The 15,887-nt window shown below is 70.0% G+C and carries 13 protein-coding genes; 4 read left to right on the top strand and 9 right to left on the bottom strand.

What is annotated here, in order from left to right; genetic code table 11:
* Positions 1-10: 10 nt before the first annotated feature.
* From ACRAKF_RS01170 to ACRAKF_RS01155, 4 genes are all read right to left on the bottom strand, one after another.
* Positions 11-1,054, bottom strand: coding sequence for a medium chain dehydrogenase/reductase family protein (locus ACRAKF_RS01170; protein WP_447034784.1), 1,044 nt, complete (start codon positions 1,052-1,054; stop codon positions 11-13).
* A gap of 65 nt (positions 1,055-1,119) precedes the next feature.
* On the bottom strand, positions 1,120-2,502 hold the full coding sequence (locus tag ACRAKF_RS01165; RefSeq protein ID WP_447034783.1) for a carotenoid oxygenase family protein: 1,383 nt from the start codon (positions 2,500-2,502) through the stop codon (positions 1,120-1,122).
* Positions 2,503-2,638: 136 nt separating this feature from the next.
* Positions 2,639-3,202, bottom strand: a complete 564-nt coding sequence (locus tag ACRAKF_RS01160) for a TetR/AcrR family transcriptional regulator (RefSeq protein WP_447034782.1) — start codon at positions 3,200-3,202, stop codon at positions 2,639-2,641.
* Between the two features lie 174 nt (positions 3,203-3,376).
* The gene (locus tag ACRAKF_RS01155; RefSeq protein WP_447034781.1) at positions 3,377-4,885 is read right to left on the bottom strand and encodes a DUF4246 domain-containing protein; all 1,509 of its coding nucleotides are present in this window, start codon (positions 4,883-4,885) and stop codon (positions 3,377-3,379) included.
* A 241-nt stretch (positions 4,886-5,126) separates the two neighbouring features.
* Between ACRAKF_RS01155 and ACRAKF_RS01150 the strand changes: the two genes are divergently transcribed.
* Positions 5,127-8,201, top strand: a complete 3,075-nt coding sequence (locus ACRAKF_RS01150; RefSeq protein ID WP_447034780.1) for an NACHT domain-containing protein — start codon at positions 5,127-5,129, stop codon at positions 8,199-8,201.
* A 393-nt stretch (positions 8,202-8,594) separates the two neighbouring features.
* Here ACRAKF_RS01150 and ACRAKF_RS01145 read toward each other — a convergent pair whose 3' ends face one another.
* Positions 8,595-9,413 carry an isocitrate lyase/PEP mutase family protein gene (locus ACRAKF_RS01145; RefSeq protein WP_447034779.1) on the bottom strand — a complete coding sequence of 273 codons (819 nt, stop codon included), beginning with the start codon at positions 9,411-9,413 and terminating at the stop codon, positions 8,595-8,597.
* Between the two features lie 295 nt (positions 9,414-9,708).
* On the opposite strand from ACRAKF_RS01145, the gene ACRAKF_RS01140 reads away from it, so the two are divergent.
* Entirely contained in the window at positions 9,709-11,148 is a 1,440-nt protein-coding gene (locus ACRAKF_RS01140; protein WP_447034778.1) for an FG-GAP and VCBS repeat-containing protein, read from the top strand.
* Positions 11,149-11,324: 176 nt separating this feature from the next.
* On the opposite strand, the gene ACRAKF_RS01135 is transcribed toward ACRAKF_RS01140, so the two are convergent.
* Complete coding sequence (locus ACRAKF_RS01135; RefSeq protein ID WP_447034777.1) at positions 11,325-12,215, bottom strand: calcium-binding protein; 891 nt, start codon at positions 12,213-12,215, stop codon at positions 11,325-11,327.
* 261 nt (positions 12,216-12,476) lie between these two features.
* On the opposite strand from ACRAKF_RS01135, the gene ACRAKF_RS01130 reads away from it, so the two are divergent.
* Entirely contained in the window at positions 12,477-12,887 is a 411-nt protein-coding gene (locus ACRAKF_RS01130) for a VOC family protein (RefSeq protein ID WP_447034776.1), read from the top strand.
* A gap of 153 nt (positions 12,888-13,040) precedes the next feature.
* Here ACRAKF_RS01130 and ACRAKF_RS01125 read toward each other — a convergent pair whose 3' ends face one another.
* From ACRAKF_RS01125 to ACRAKF_RS01115, 3 genes are read right to left on the bottom strand one after another with little or no spacing between them, the layout of a single operon-like run.
* The gene (locus ACRAKF_RS01125) at positions 13,041-13,373 is read right to left on the bottom strand and encodes a glyoxalase superfamily protein (protein ID WP_447034775.1); all 333 of its coding nucleotides are present in this window, start codon (positions 13,371-13,373) and stop codon (positions 13,041-13,043) included.
* A gap of 38 nt (positions 13,374-13,411) precedes the next feature.
* The gene (locus ACRAKF_RS01120) at positions 13,412-14,299 is read right to left on the bottom strand and encodes an NAD-dependent epimerase/dehydratase family protein (protein WP_447034774.1); all 888 of its coding nucleotides are present in this window, start codon (positions 14,297-14,299) and stop codon (positions 13,412-13,414) included.
* Positions 14,296-14,778 (bottom strand): nuclear transport factor 2 family protein, encoded by a 483-nt coding sequence (locus tag ACRAKF_RS01115; RefSeq protein WP_447034773.1) that lies wholly within the window; start codon positions 14,776-14,778, stop codon positions 14,296-14,298. The genes ACRAKF_RS01120 and ACRAKF_RS01115 overlap by 4 nt, the downstream gene beginning before the upstream one ends.
* A 136-nt stretch (positions 14,779-14,914) precedes the next feature.
* Between ACRAKF_RS01115 and ACRAKF_RS01110 the strand changes: the two genes are divergently transcribed.
* A complete protein-coding gene (locus tag ACRAKF_RS01110; RefSeq protein ID WP_447034772.1) occupies positions 14,915-15,760 on the top strand; it encodes a helix-turn-helix transcriptional regulator in 846 nt (281 codons plus the stop codon).
* Positions 15,761-15,887: the final 127 nt, after the last annotated feature.

Genomic DNA, 15,887 nt, shown 5'->3' with positions numbered 1-15,887 from the left:
GGCACCAGGACTACGGCACCAGGACGACCTTGCCCACCACCGTGCCGGATTCGGCGAGCCGTACCGCTTCGCCGGCCTCCGTGAGTGGTACGCGGGCGGCGACCTGCGGGGCGAGGGCGCCGTCGGCGAGCAGCGTGAGGACCTGGGTCAGGTCGGCGTGCAGCCGGGTGCGGAAGGTGTCGAGCCTTCGGCGGCCGGCCCAGATGTTGTAGAAGTGGGCGCCCTTGCCGTTGGGCAGCGCGTTCCAGAGCATCAGGCGGGCGAGCAGCTTGAGGACCGGGGCCTTGGACGAGCCCTGGACGTCGCGGGTCGAGGCGGTGCCGTAGGAGACGAGGGTGCCCTTGGCGGCGAGCAAACGGTAGGAGGTGACGATGCCTTCGCCGCCCACGTGGTCGAAGACCGCGTCGTAGCCCTGCGGGGCGTGGGAGCGCAACTGCTCGGTGAGGCCGGGGGCCCGGTAGTCGACGGGGGTGGCGCCCAATGCCCGGACGGCGTCGTGGTGCTTGGCCGACGCGGTGCCGACGACCCGGGCGCCGGCGATGCGGGCGAGTTGTACGAGGGTGGAGCCGACGCCGCCGTTCGCGCCGTGCACGAGGACGGTGTGGCCGGTACCGACCTTCGCGAGACGGTGGAGCATCTGCCAGGCCGTGATGCCGTTGACCACGAAGGTCTCCGCGTCGGCGGAGTCGACCGCGTCGGGCACCTCGGTCAGGTCACCGGCGTCGACAGTGACGTGGCTGGCCCAGGCGCCGGTCTTGGTCAGTACCGCGAAGCGCCGACCCAGCAGGTCGTCCCGTACGCCCTCGCCGACGTCGACGGCCCGCCCGACGAGGTCGTAACCGGGGACGAAGGGGAAGGGCGGCTGGTCGTAGTACTTGCCGCGGCGCATCTGCTGCTCGGCGAAGGAGATCCCGGCGGCCTCCATCGCCAGCACCACCTGCCCGGGCCCGACCGGGCGATGGGGCCGAGTGCGCACCTGGATGCCTTCCGGTTCGACGATGCCGGGCAGCAGTACTTCGGTGACGGCGGCGGTGCGGATCTGGGACTCATGCACGGCAATGCTCCTCGTCAGAGGTGGGTGGTGTGGGGTGGTGTGCGTTGGGGTGGGTTCGGGGCCTGTCAGAGGGCGGCGTCGGGGATCCACGAGCCGTGGATCATCGCGGGCACCCGCCGGGGGAGGTGGATGGTGGCGACCGCGGGCACGGCGAGATCGGAGGCGTCGAGGACGAGCATCCTGGACGCGTCGGCGTTCAGGTCGCTCACGATGGTCAGGAGGTAACCCTCGTCCTCGCCTGTGGTGCCTTCCGCCTGGACGAACACGGCCTCACTGGGGAGTTGACCGGTGCCGAAGGGCAGCAGCTGACGGGCGCCGGTGGTGCGGTCGTACTTCACCAGGGTGTGGTTGCCGATGCCGAGGTCGTCGGGGAACGACAGGGCGTACTGGAAGCGGTGTTCCCTGCCGGTGAAGTGGTCGTTGATGGTGGGGAACTCCACCGTCAGGTCATCGGTCCGCTGCTCGCTCACGATCCCCGCGGCCAGGTCGACGGTCCAACGGTGGCCGCTGGAGCCGGAGACGGGTTCCGCGCCGCGGTCCGGGGCGCCGACCCACCAGTTCCAGGAGCGCTGCCAGCCCTCGCGGCCCACGGTGGGGCCCTCGATCACGATGTGCCCGGCGGCGTCCTCGTAGGCGTTGGCGAAGTGCATGCCGTATCCCTGGCCGATCTCGAACCAGCGGATCCGCCGGGCGCCGCCCGCCCCGCGCGGCATGACACCGATCCGCGAGGCCTGCGCGTCACTCCAGCCGTACGGGATTCCGGAGTGCTCGGCGGGGTCGAAGGTGACCGAGCCCTCCAGGAAGACCACGTAGCGCTCGGTGATGGCGAAGTCGTGCTTCAGCGCGGCGCTCGCGCCGGGCACCTCCTGGCTGTCGAGCACCTTGCCGTCGGCGGAGGCGACATGGTGGATCAGGAACGGCGGGAGGGGCGAGGAGGCGAAGAAGTGCAGCTCACCACTGACCGGGTCCTCCTTGGGATGGGCGGTCATGGCGGAGGTCAGCTTGCCGCCGAAGTCGTAGGCGCCCACCGTCTCCAGGTCGGCCGTCAGCTCGAAGGGCAGCGCCGCCTCCGACAGGGCCAGGAGTCGGCCACCGTGTTCGATGACGTGCGTGCCGGCCGTGCTGACCGTCAGGTCGGGGTCCTGGTCGGTCGGGTACGGGGCACCGGCACCGTCCAGGGCGGGGGTGTGGACCCAGCGGTTGCGGTACCACTCCGCGCGGCCCCGGTTCAGCCGGATGCCGTGCACCATGCCGCTGCCCTTGAACCAGTGGGTGGGGGTGATGCCGGGCTTGGGGTTGTGGCTGTTGCGCACCAGACGGCCCGTCAGCTCGGGTGGCAGAGTGCCGTCCACGGTGAGCTCCGTCGCGGTGATCTCGTCGGCGACGGGGGCGTAGTGGCCGGTCAGGTAGGGCTTGCTGGTGGGTTTGCTGGTGAGGTTGCTGGGCATCACGGTGAGCCTCGATTCCGGAGCACGCGGGTGAGCGATAGGGGTATGTGTGGTTGACCACTCACTATTTGGGGCGAAAAAAGGCGGCCGCTGGGTCCCGGTCCGTGGACGTGCGGCCGTCCGTCCAGAAGGTGTGTCAGTAGTGCGTGATCCCGGCGGCCAGGGTGCGGGTCCAGGGTGCGGAGACCGCCGCGGCGTCGACGGAGACCAGTAGGTGGCAGAGCATGCCGGTGGCGAAGAACTGCTGTACCTGCTCCTCGCCGCCTCCTGAGGCGCTCCGGACGTACTCGACCGTGCGGGCGTACCCCGCCCGGACCGCCTCTCTGATCGCCGGCTCGGAGACCGCGGCGGCCTGGGCGTGCAGCTGGACCAGCATGAGGTCGTTGTCGCTGATCAGGCGGGCGTACGCGTCGCCCATCGAGGTGAGCACGGCCTCGGGGGAGCTGCTCTCGGCCTCCGCCGCGCCACCTTCGAGGGCGGCGCGGACCCGGACGAAGCAGTGCTCCACGACCGCGGAGAACAGGGCTTCCTTGTTCGGGAAGAGGCGGTAGACGTAGGCCTGCGAGATGCCGGCGGCCTTGGCGACCTCCGTGGTCGTGGTGCCGAAGTACCCTCGCGCCGCGAAGGCTCCGATGGCAGTGCGCAGCACCGTCTCGCGCCGTTCCTCGGCCGTGGACAGTCGCCGGTGTTCCGTCTTCATGTGAGTACTCAACCACTCACTCTTTTTCGCGTCAAGCGTTGACCGCGAGCCCCGGTGGTGCGACACCGTCGCGGAGCAGCACGGCGCCGCTCGCGCGAAGGCGACCACTGGGCCCGGGCCGTGGTGCCACATCCCGGTTCAGCGTGCAGGACAGAGGCCGGAACGCACCGCCCCTCAGTGCTCGCAGAGGGAGAATTCGCGCTCGTAGTGCTGCTCATTGTGTTCGTCGATGAAGAACTTCCGTTCCCGCATGAGTTGCTCACGGTGGTCCTTGGCCTCTCCGAGCGTCATGGTCGAGGTGGTGGACCATGGTTGCTGCGGTGGCACGTCGGAAGTCGAGACGATCCTTTCCGACGGGTCGACCAGGAAGAACGCGAGAATTTTGCGGTGTCCCGGGCGGGTGGGGTCGGCGAGGCGGAACGAGCCGACGCGGTGTTGCAGGACGTTCGGGAACGCCAGGCAGCGGCTCGCCGGGGTCGATGCCGAGCCCAGCACCTGGTTCAGTGCGCCTTCGTTCTCCAGGCCGTACACCTCACGCAGACCGTTGGCGTCGTCCTGCGCGTAGTCCGGGTCGTCGAGTGCCGCCCGGAAGCTCAGCCGGCTTTCGGTGATGTTCTCGTTGTCCCAGTAATAGATGCCGGTCGAGACGATTCGCTCGTTCACCATCCCCTCGACATGCCAGGAACCGCCGGGGTACTCGGGCTTGTCCGGGGTGAGATGGATGGTGGCGAGTTTGACGATGACCTGGAGACGGCGGCCGCGCAGGTCGACTCGGGCGGATTCCTCGGGCGGCTCGGGCGGGGTGAAGGCCGGGGCGTCGGGGATGGACGGACGGCGATTTTCCTGCCAGTCGTCATGGGCCTCTTCCCATGCCTCAAGGGCTTCCTCGTAGGCCGCCTCGTCACTGAAGGCTGCTTGGCGTGGATACTCCGGCTCCGAGTCGTACCACGCGTAAGGATCGGCTTCGATTCGCGGGGGCCGCGGATGGCGCAGATCGGTGAGCACGTTCTCCAGCATTGGGCGAAAGCGCGCGAACACGTCCGGCAAGACGGAGGCCAGTTCACGATGGTCTTCGGGGTGGACGTTGTTGACGTACGAACGGAAGGCGACGACGCCGTCGTCACTGACGTCGACGTCCGTGGGCAGCCACTGGAATTTCTCCGAGAACTCGTACTTCGAGTAGAGGTCCGTCGGATTCCGCCAAGCCCGCTCGGGCCCGCCGCTCACCTCTCTCACCAGGCAGAAGAGTGAGGGATGAACCAGGTCCAATACCTGGCCGTCGGATCCGGGATGCCAGTCCTGTTCCGCTTCGGGGACCTGCTCCAGGACCCGGACCGCCTCACGCAGCCGGGATCTGAGTCCGTCGTCGACCAGGGTGTCCGACTGCCACACCCCGTCGACGGCGGACACCTCGATGCCGGTCCGTCCGTCCCGGAGCGCGGCGTAGTGCACGAGTTCGGCGAGCACGTAGCGAACCTGCGCTTCGGTGAGCCCCTGGGCGACCGCTTCTCGCGTCCACCTGGCGACGATGTCGGCATCATGCATCTTGTCGAACCACCCGGGCTTCGCCCGAATATGCGAGCTGCATTGCATCATCTGCAATTCCCGCAGCGTTCGGGGTATCGCGAACGACATGGAACGTGAAGCGTTGAAGGGCAGCGGGAAAGCAGTCAAGCCGGTCAATTTTCCTGGTCTCCCCAGTCGGTGTGCGGTGGCGGGCAGGATACTTCAGCGGACTGACACCCGCTCAGCGGACTGACACCCGCCCAGCGGGGGGCGGCAGGGGCCTGCTCGCCTGCTTCATGCCGCCAGGTGCCGAGCCGTTCCGCTGCCCGCGGTTGTCGCGGCGTAATAGCGTGGGACCGGCCGCGGCGGGACACGACGGGGGAGAGGTGAAGCCGGGCGGCAGGTGGGTGGGGTGGGGATGCAGGGGCTTGAGACGGTAGTGATCCGGTTGGCGGCGACGGTCGTCTCCGCCGTGGTGAAGTCGGTCGTGACGCCGCAGCCCGGAGCCGGCCTGGTCGAGCAACGAGTGCGGCCGCTGCCGAAACCACCTGGTCCCGAGAGACTGGCCCGGGTGCTTTCCCGGCGTATCGAGGAGGCGTACGCACCACTGCCGGAGCACGAACGGCTCGCGGCGGTGGCCGCCGTACAGGACACCTTCGCGGCAGCAGGACCGCTGGACGCGCCGCGGTTGTTCGCGGTGGACCTGGACCCTCAGCGGCTGGCGGTCGATCTGCGCCGACCGGTGCCGGACCTCGTCGAGCGGGCACAGGAGCTCTACGCCGAGCTGCTGGCGCTGTGCTGCGCGCACCTGGTGGAGCAACTGACGGCTCATCCGTCGTTCGCGGCTCGCGCGGCGGTGGAGCAGACGCGGCGCACCGGCGAGTTGCTGCGCGACCGGCAGCCGACCGCGGTACCGCCGCTCGACTTCGAGCGGCGGTACGCGGCGTACATCGCCGACACCCACGGCCGACTGGAGCTGTTCGGCGTGTCCCTGGGCCGGCGCGCCCATGCCGAGTGGTCACTGGACACCGCGTATCTGAGTCTCACGGTGAGCGCCGACGGTCGGCCGAGCGGGCCGCACATCGAGCAAGGCCTGTCGGGCGACGCGGTGCAGCCGGTCGTCCGGGTGGAGCAGGCCCTGGCCGGCTGCGACCGGCTGGTGCTGCGCGGCACGGCCGGGTCGGGCAAGTCGACTCTCGTGCAGTGGCTGGCCTGTAACGCCGCGCGCCAGAGCTTCGGGCCGGAACTGGCCGGCTGGAACCGCTGCGTGCCCTTCGTCCTCCGGCTGCGCGCATTCCACTCCCCTGACGGGCTGCCGCTGCCCGAGGACTTCCTGGCCGCCGCCGGAGTGCCGCTGCGAGCGCCTGAGGGCTGGACGGAGGGCTTGTTGGCCAGTGGGCGTGCGCTGGTGCTGGTCGACGGCGTCGACGAGGTGCCCGCGAAGCTCCGCGGCCGCGCGGAGGCCTGGCTGCGGTCACTGATCACCGCGTTCCCGCACGCACGGTATGTGGTGACCACGCGTCCTTCGGCCGTGCCGCAGGACTGGCCGACGGGCCAGGGCTTCACCGCGTACTCCCTGCTGCCCATGGAGCGCGGCGACGTCCTGGCTTTCATCGCACACTGGCATGAGACCGCCGAGCGGGAGTGTGAAGGCGCAGGCGAACGTGGTCAGTTGAGCCGGTACGAGGCCAGTCTGGTCGAGGCGGTGACGACCCGGCGCGACCTCGGCCGTCTGGCGACGAACCCGCTGATGTGCGCCCTCCTGTGTGCCCTCAACCGTGACCGCCGCATGCACTTGCCGCGCGCCCGCAAGGAGCTCTACGACGCGGCCCTGGACCTGCTGCTGGTCCGCAGGGACACCGAGCGCGACATCTCCTCGGTCGAGGACGTGACCCTCTCGCGCGACGAGCAGATCGCGCTGCTGCAGCGGCTGGCCTACTGGATGATCCGCAACGCCCAGATCGTGGCGGACCGGCAGGAGGTCGTCGCCATGCTAAGGGAGTGGCTCGAAGCGATGCCGCAGGTGCGTGCGCAAGGCGATGCCGAGAAGATCTTCACCCATCTGCTCATCCGCAGTGGCCTGCTCCGTGAATCCGCGCCCGGGGACATCGACTTCGTGCACCGCACCTTCCAGGACTACCTGGGCGCGAAGGCCGCGGTCGAGGCCCGTGACTTCGGGGTGCTGGTGCGCAACGCCCATGACGACCAGTGGGACGACGTGGTGCGCATGGCGGTCGGACACGCGCGAGTGGAGGAACGTACGCGGTTGTTGCGGCAGTTGCTGCGCCGCGCGGACAAGGTCCGCAGGCATCGGGAGCGCCTGGTCCTCCTGGCGGCGGCGAGCCTGGAGCACGCGTCCGAGCTGGATCCGCGGGTGCGCGGGGAAGTGGAGGAACGGACGGGCGCCTTGATGCCGCCGCAGAGCATTGCGCAGGCCGAGTCCCTGGCCAGAGCAGGTGAACTGGTCCTTGAGCTGCTGCCGGGGCCGGAGGCGCTGACCGAGCGGCAGGCGGCGGCGGTCGTGGCGACGGCCCGACTGATCGGGGGAGACGCGGCGCTGCGGGTGATCTCACGCTTCCGTACGGACCAGCGTGGGCGGGTACGCGTCGAGCTGGGCCGGGCGTGGTCGGCGTTCGACACCCAGGAGTACTTCGAGACGATCCTTGAGGGAACCGTCCGTGAGGGGTACTTTCCCATGGCCAAGGCAGAGCAGCTGGCCTTCCTGCCGCGCTTCCCCGACCTCGCCCTGCTGGCTCTCAACGGCGATCACGGCATTCCCGACGTCGTCCTGCGGCAGACGAGCCTGACGTCCCTGCACTTCATCGACAACAACTCGCTCGCCGACCTCACCCCCCTGGGCGTGCTGCCCCGACTGAGCTCCCTGGGGCTCAGCAACTGCCCGGCCATCACTGACCTCCGTTCACTGGAGGGGATGCCCCTGCGCTCGCTCTACCTCTACGCTCCGGGCAGACCCTGGTCACTGGCTCCTCTGAGTGACATCCCTGAACTGCGGCACCTGACCCTCGACTTCGCCCCGGTGGAGAAGTCGCTGGACGAGCTACCGTTCGCTCCTCGGCTCGACGGTCTCGGGTTCTTCGGGCAGGGCGCGCGCATGGAGTTGTCCGGGCTTCGGGAACTGACGTCTCTGCGTTGGCTGACCGTCAACGAGGAGCACCAGTGGCAGGCCTTCCTGGCTGCCGGGAGCTGCTCCCCGCTGGCCAGCCTGCAGATTCTGGACGTCCCTGCCGTCGATCTGACCGCGCTCACCGCGCACCAGGAGCTCACCAAGCTGTACGTGGGGCATGTGCCACAAGTGGACGGGATCGCCGCTCTCGCCGAGCTGCCACAGCTGGAGGAGGTCGAGTTCGGCTCGTGCGGCCCGCTGGACCTGACACCTCTGGCGCCGCTGGAGCACGTCCACGTCTCCGTCTTCAACTGCCCCCAGGCCATCGGCCTCGACCGCTTCCCGCCGGAGCGCCTGAGCGTCTACTGAAATCCCAACGTCAGGGCGTGGTGGCCGGGAGTTGGGTGCGAACGGCGGGCAGCATGATGCCGTCGCCGATTGGCGCCGTGTGTGGCAGGAGTCCACCGGACCGGGCGGTGCGGAGCAGGTGCGGGAGCGGGTACGGCTCGGCGCCGTCGAGGTCGGGCCCGCCATGCCCAGGATGCCGCTCGGGCCGTCGATCGTGACGCCATCCGCGAAGGCGTCCTGCTGATTTCCCGTCAGGCCACCACCGTTGGTTCTTACTGGCTCAAGGGAGACCGAGGCCCGTCCCGTGACGGCCTACTTCGACCGAGGGGGCCGCGGTGAGTCCGCTCTCCCACGCCGCGCTGGACGGGGGACGGAGACGGGGGACGGGGGACGGACAGGGCGGTGTGGCGTCCCTCAGTGGCGGCCGGAGAGCAGCGCGTTGAGTTCGGGGTAGGCGATGCCCTCGGCGAGTGAGTCGTAGCCGCCGGTGCCCAAGAGGTCCTGCGCGGCGCGGCGGGCGGCAGCGTAGGCGGCCTGCGCCACGCCCGAGCCGAGACTGACGCGCGCCACGCCGAGGGCGCCGAGCTCGGCAACGCTCGGGGCGCCGGGGCAGGCCATGACGTTCAGCGGTACGGAGACGTCCCCGGCCAGCGCAGCGATGGTGGCGGTGTCGGTGACACCGGGGACGAAGATGCCGTCCGCGCCCGCGTCAACATACAGCCGCGCCCGGGTCAGGGTTTCCTTCAGCCGGGTGTCCGGGTCGCCGAGCGCCAACAGATAGGTGTCGATACGGGCGTTCAGGAACAGTTCCACGCCTTCCCTTTCGGCGCTCCGCCGCGCCGCGGCCAGCCGCGCCGTGAACTCTGCCGGGGGCCGGGCGCCGTCCTCGATGTTGACGCCGACGGCGCCCGCCGCGAGCACCCCGGCGACAGTCTCGGCGACGCCAGCGGCATCCTTCCCGTACCCGCCCTCGATGTCAGCGGTGACCGGCACCGCAACGGCGGCGGCGATCCGGGCGATCAGCTTCAGCGCCCGGTCGCGGGCAAGGACGTCGCCGTCCGGAGCCCCGAGCGACCAGGCGACACCGGCACTGGTGGTCGCGACCGCGGGGGCGCCCGCGGCCTCGATGACGCGGGCGCTCGCAACGTCCCAGGCGTTGGCGAGCCTGAGGGGCGCGGCTGGGGAGTGCAGGGAGCGGAAGAGGCGGGCATTGTCCGGCCGTGTGGTGGTCATGGGCGCAGTCAAACACCGACCGTTGCCCGCCTTCTGGCGAGAATCCGACATGGACGTCGACCTCGAAACCGGCAAACCGGCCCATGGCCCCGCACGGCACGCGATCGGCGAGATGGCGAAGTGGTGAGGTGGTGAGGTGGTGAGGACGCGGGTGGGGGGAGGGCAGGGCGAGGGCAAGGGCAACGGGGTACAGGGCAAGGAGGCGGGAAGTGGCGCGGAAGCTTCGTACAACCGTTCCAGTGTGTCGGGGGTCTTGAAGGCGTATTTTCGATCGAATCCCTAGGGGAAAACTGACGTGCGACGCCACATCCGTCACGCCATCGCCATCGCCGCGGCGGCCACTACGCTGACAGGAGGCCTGCTGGCCTCCACCGGCCCCCAGGCCGAGGCCGCCACCGCCGGTCCCGCGCCCAGCCGGTACTCCGACGACTTCAACGGCGACGGCTATCACGACCTGGCCATCGGCTCCCCGGACGCCCGCGTGAACGTCACCGGCACCGACGGCGCCACCACGATGCTGAGCAGCGCGGGCTACGTCACCGTCTCGTACGGCGGCAAGTACGGCGCCCAGAAGACCGGCCTGAAGGTCGTCACCCAGAACAGCCCCGGAGTCCCCGGTGAGCCGACGCAGAGCGGGCGGTTCGGGCAGGTGCTCACCAGCGGCGACTTCAACGCCGATGGATACGCGGACCTTGCCGTGGCCGCGCGGGGCGACCAGGTCAGCCTGCTCTGGGGCAGCCGCACCGGCCTCAAGGGCGGCACCCTGATGGCCGACCCGCTGAACCGGCCCGGCTTCGGCCAGGTCCTGAAGGCCGGTGACTTCACCGGCGACGGGAAGACCGACCTGGTCGTCGGCTACTCCACCTCGCTCCGCCTCTTCAAGGGCCCCTTCAAGGCTGACGGCTCGCCCGCCTCGACGCGTACGGTGGACACCGGCCGCAACTACCCCGTCTACGTGGGCGCGCAGGACCGGATCGCCGTGGGCCGCGTCAACAAGGGGTCCATCGACGACCTCGTCGTCCTCGGCGAGGAACGCATGCGGGGCCAGGTACTCCTCGGCGGGGCCTCCGGACTGCGCCTCACCCCGGTCACCATCCGCGGCGGCAACAGCGTCGCCGTCGCTGACTTCGACAAGGACGGCTACGGCGACATCGCGGTGGGCGACGCGGAGTCCGTTCTCGACACCGAACGCGCCGCGGGCGTGGTCCGGGTCAACTACGGCTCGTCCAACGGCGCGGACGAGGACCGCAGCATGCGGATGTTCACCGAGGACAGCCCCGGCATCCCGGGTGGCGTGCAGCGGGGTGACCGCTTCGGCTCTGCCGTCGCCGCGGCCGACCTCAACCGTGACGGCTACGCCGAGCTGATCGTCGGCGCTTCCGGCGAGCGCAAGGCCACCTGCGAGCACTGCTACATCAGCGGCGGCGGCTTGTACGTGCTGAAGGGCTCGTCCAGGGGCGTCACCGGCACCGGCGCCGTGTTCTACGCCCACAACGCCTCCGGCCTGCCCCGCCCCGCCGGCACATACCGCATCCCCTCGCACCTCAAGACCACGGACCTGAACAACGACAAGCAGCCCGAGATCACCATCCCGGTCCGGGCGACCACGCCGGAGGTCTGGTCGGTCGGCACGAAGGACGGCAAGATCGCCGGAGCCTCGCCCACCCGCGTCGTGAAGCCGCCGGTCGACCCCCAGGTCTCCACCGGCACCGAGTTCGGCGTACTCGCCCGCTGACGGGTTCCCGCCACCGAACGCCCCCGGGGCCCGCGCACCGCTGCAACGGTGCGCGGGCCCCGGGGCACAACCACCCCGGGGCACAACCACCCCGGGGCACAACCACCCCGGGGCACAACCACCCCGGGGCGAGGTGGTGGCGGGCCGGGGGGAACCCCGAGCCGGGCGGGGGTGGTTCAGTCCTGGTGGAGTTCGTTGCGGCCCGGACCGCCGGAGAGCTTGTCGGTGCCTGTGCCGCCCCACAGGGCGTCGTCGCCGCTGTTGCCCCACAGGGTGTCGTTGCCCGCTTCGCCGTACAGCTTGTCGTTGCCCTTGCCGCCGTAGAGAACGTCGGCGCCGCCCTTGCCGTGCAGGACGTCGTCGCCGTCCTCGCCGTGCAGGGTGTTCTCCTCGCCGGTGCCGGTCAGGGAGTCGTTGCCCGGGCCGCCGAAGCAGTCCTGGCTGCAATGGGTGAGGGTGTCGTTCCCGGCGTCGCCCCACGGGCCGAAACCGAGCGGGCCGCCGCCGCCGTCGAGACGGTCGTCGCCGTCGCCACCGTGCAGGAGCGCGGACTCCGACGCCTTGATGTCATCGTCTCCCGTACCGCCGTAAACCCCTGCCCAGGCCTGGCCGTCCGGTGCGAGGACCGCGGTGTCGTTCTTGTCGCCGAGGTCGATGTCGTAGCTGTCGGAGTCGTCCGAGTTCTCCGGGATCTTGACCTCGCACCGCACGGCGGTGCGGTCGCCCTCCTCGGGGTACACGCACTTGTCCGCGTCCGCCGCGTCGGCGGAGATGGCGATGTCGTACCGGTCGTGGAAGGTGAGGACGTAGTAGGAGTCGTGGTCGCCGCGGTTGTCGATCTCTTCGTCGACCGTCAGCTTGTTCTGCTGGCCGGGTGCCGCCTTGTACCAGAGCTCACCATCCGCGAGGACCACGGAGGCGGTGGCCCGAGCGGCGGATGGGGCGGATGGGGCGGACAGGGAGGCCTGGGCGGCCGGGGCGGCGTGGGCGGTCGACGCCGTTAAGCCGGCCGTGCCGAGAGCCAGGGCAAGGGTGGCGGTGGCTGCGATGGTCCGGTGAACGCGCATGCGGAAGTGACCCTTCACGGTGTACGTGTGCAGTGGTGCTTCTGGTCACCCAGTTAGACAAGAGGCCCGAGAACGGAGTTGCCCGGCAGCTCATGAACAGCGGCCGACAGCGTGGTAACTGATTCGTGGACGCCGCCGCCGCGCAGGCCGTCCGCCGCTCAGTGCTGCCCATCGGCCAGGCCCGGCTGCCGGGAAACGGACGATTGTCAGTGCCCGTTGCTACTTTCGAGTCGTGTTATCACTCACGCTAAGGAGCAGCAGATGCGATCTCAACTCAACCCGTGCCTCGCCTTCGACGGGAACGCACGGGAGGCGATCGAGTTCTATCAGGACGTCCTCGGCGGTCGGCTGGATATGGGCACCTACGCCGAGTACGGCTCGCCGGACGTGCCCCACCCCGACAAGATCATGCACGCCACGCTCCGCACCCCGGACGGCTACACGCTGATGGCGTGGGACGTCCGGGAAGAGATGCCCCACACTCCGGGCAACAACGTCGCGGTCTTTCTCGACGGTGACGACGTCAAACTCCGCGACTACTTCGACAGGCTGTCCGCCGGCGGCACCGTGACGCTGCCCTTGGAGAAGCAGTCATGGGGCGACGAGGCCGGCTCGCTCGTCGACCAGTTCGGGATCACCTGGATGGTCAACATCACCCAGCAACCCAGATAGATCACGGCATAGCGGAGCGCGGAGATGGCCTCTGCCGTGGTGATGCTCCTCGCCGATGTACCACCGCAGCGTGACTTCCGCAGCGTCACTGCCGCGACGCGCCGCCGCGACGCGCCGCCGGGACGCGCCGCCGTGACCCGCCGCCGGCGGGTGTCATTCCGTCGGTGTGCCGATCCGAAGCCGGTTGCCGTCAGGGTCGCGCAGCTCGATCTCACGCGCCCACGGTGCGTCCTGCGCCTGCACACCGAACTCGGAGGCGATGGCCTCGACATCACGAACGCGGAGGTAGACCAACGTATCCGGGCGGGCGTCCCCCTCGTGCTCCGACAAGAAGAACCGCACCCCGCCCCGGGCGACCTCCACGAACGCGGGAAGTCCCGGTTCGAAGCGGTGTTCCCACTGCTTGGCGAAACCCAGTCGCTCGTACCACGCGACCGCCGCGGCAGCGTCCTCGACGTGAAGAATGGGAATGGCTTCCTCGTCCATGGAGCCATTCTCGCAGACCGCCCGGGGCGCAGTAATGCTTACGCGTTCGCCCAGTGGGCCGCGTGGTCCTGGACGAACTCGGCGAAGCTGCGGGGCGGTCGGCCCGTCAGGGTGAGCACCTCGGTGCTGACCTGGTCGTCCCGGCCGGTTCGGATGCCTGCGTCGACGGCGGCGAGGGCGGTCGCGAAGGCGTCCGGCATGCCCGACGCCCGGTAGGTGTCCGCCTGCTCGGCGACCTCGACGGGTACGACCCGGACCGGTCGGCCGGTGTGGTGGGTGATGACCTCTGCCGCGTCCTGGTAACTCAGCGCCTTTGGCCCGGTGAGCAGGTAGTCGCGCTGGTCGCCGGGCCGTTCACCGGGACGGTCGCCGAGCCGTTCGCCGGGGTGGCCGTCGGGTTCGGCCAGCAGCGCGGCGGCCGCCGCCGCGATGTCGCGAGCGTCGATCCAGCCCACCCGGCCGTTTCCGGCGGCGGTGCGGATCTCGCCGCGTCGCCGGATCCGCTCACCCAGCGGATGCGGAGCCAGGAAATTCTGCATGAACCCGGAGGGACGCAGCACGACCCACCCAGGCCAGGCCCGCACGCGCGCGGCCAGTTCCAGCGCGCCGGGGGCGTCGGGCAGCACGATGGCGGAGCCGAGCATCACCACCCGGCGCACGTCGAGGCGTTCGGCCTCGGCCAAGAACGGTTCGACCAGCGGCATCGGATCCGTGGTGTCTACGGGAGGAACCAGGTAGACCCGGTCCATCCCGCGCAGCGCGGCCGGATGGGTGGCCGGGTCGTTCCAGTCGAACCGGATCGCGTCCGGGGTGTCGGCCGATGGGGTGCGGCTGGCCACCCGGACCGGCACACCGCTTTTGCGGAGCAGGTGGGCCAGGGCGCTGCCCGTCTTCCCGGTCCCGCCGGTGACCAGTACGCCGGTCATCGGGCGACCTGCGCACGCAGCGAGTCGAGCAGTTCGGGCAGCGTGCCGGCAGCCGAGGCGGCGGCCAGCGGGTTCCAGTAGTCCCGGTAACAGGTGATCAGGCCCTGGTGGGTGGTGAGCACCGTGACGTAGTCCAACTGGTACGGCTCGTCAGTGGCCACCGTGCGGCCGTACGCGGTGAACTCCACCACGATGGTGTCCGCCTGGTCCGCCTGGTCCGCCTGGTCCGTGTGGTTGGTGTGGTTCACGTGGCGCACCGTGACGGTCGGGATCGCCTGTACGTCCATCAGGTCCGGGTAGCCGGCCAGATAGCCCCGGACGGCCTCCCGTCCGGTCAGTCGTCTCGGTGAGGCCCCTTCGGCGAAGGGGAATTCGGCGGTGCCGCCCTCCGCCCACAGATCGGCGATGGCATCCATGTCTTTGGCCAGCAGCAGCTCCAGCAGCCGGTGGAAGGTCTCTTCGCAAGTACGTGGTGGCACGGTGATTCTCCAGCGTTCAGCGGGACGGGTGACCCGCACCAGAGTGGGCGCACGGGGCGGCACCGTGGAACGCACCAGTGAGCCCCGGACCACTGGTCCGTGGTTAAGCCGCATGCCGCTGTGCCAACCTGGCCGGATGAGCAGAGCCGAACTGGCCGACTTCCTGCGCCGCCGACGCGAGGCGCTGCATCCGGCCCAGATGCCGACCACGGCAGTCCACCCACCTGGCCTGCGTGCCCGGCGCACCCCCGGGCTGCGCCGGGAAGAGGTGGCCGCCCTGGCCGGGATGTCCACCAGCTACTACGAGCGACTGGAGCAGGCCCGCGCGCCGCGTCCGTCGCCACAGGTGCTGACCGCGCTGGGCACGGCGCTGCGCCTCACCACCACGGAGCGCGAACACCTGGCGCGGCTCGCCGGGCAGATCCTGCCCCATACGGACGTCGAGCGAGCGCCGGTGCCGGCCGATGCACGTCAACTGCTGCACCGGCTCGGGCCGATACCCGCCTATCTGGTGAACGACCTGGAGGACATCGTGGCCTGGAACGCCGCGGCGGTCGCGTTGATCACCGACTTCGCACAGCTGCCCCTCCACGAGCGCAACACCGTGCGCCTCGCCGTCCGGCTGGGCGGCACTCTCTGCTCGGCACCCGCCGGCGCGGAAGGCGACTTCGCCCGTCAGTCCGCCGCCCACCTGCGCGCGGCCGGCGCCCGCCACCCGGCTGACCGTGCGCTGGGCGAGCTGGTCAACGAGTACGCCGCGCACGACCCGGACTTCGCCGCCGGCTGGCGCAACCACGACGTCCGCCCCCGGCCGACACTGCGCAAACGCCTGCAGCACCCGGAACTCGGCGAGCTGGAACTGGACCGTCAAACCCTGCTCATGCCCGGCACCGACCTGCGGCTGGTGCTCTACACCGCAGATCCCGGCAGCCCGAGCGCCACCGCACTGGCCCAGTTGTGCCCACCCGACACGGCACCGTGATCGTTGGCCAGGCCAGGCCAGGCGCTTCGGGTTGGCCGGCAGATCGCGCTCGTACGGCGTCAGTATGCAGTTGCGGACACATTCGCACGCCTTCGGCGAACTCTCCCTTGGGAGGTATTGCCAGCTC

The organism is Streptomyces sp. DSM 118878, assembly GCF_052936595.1.
This window is presented reverse-complemented; position numbering and strand designations above follow the sequence as displayed.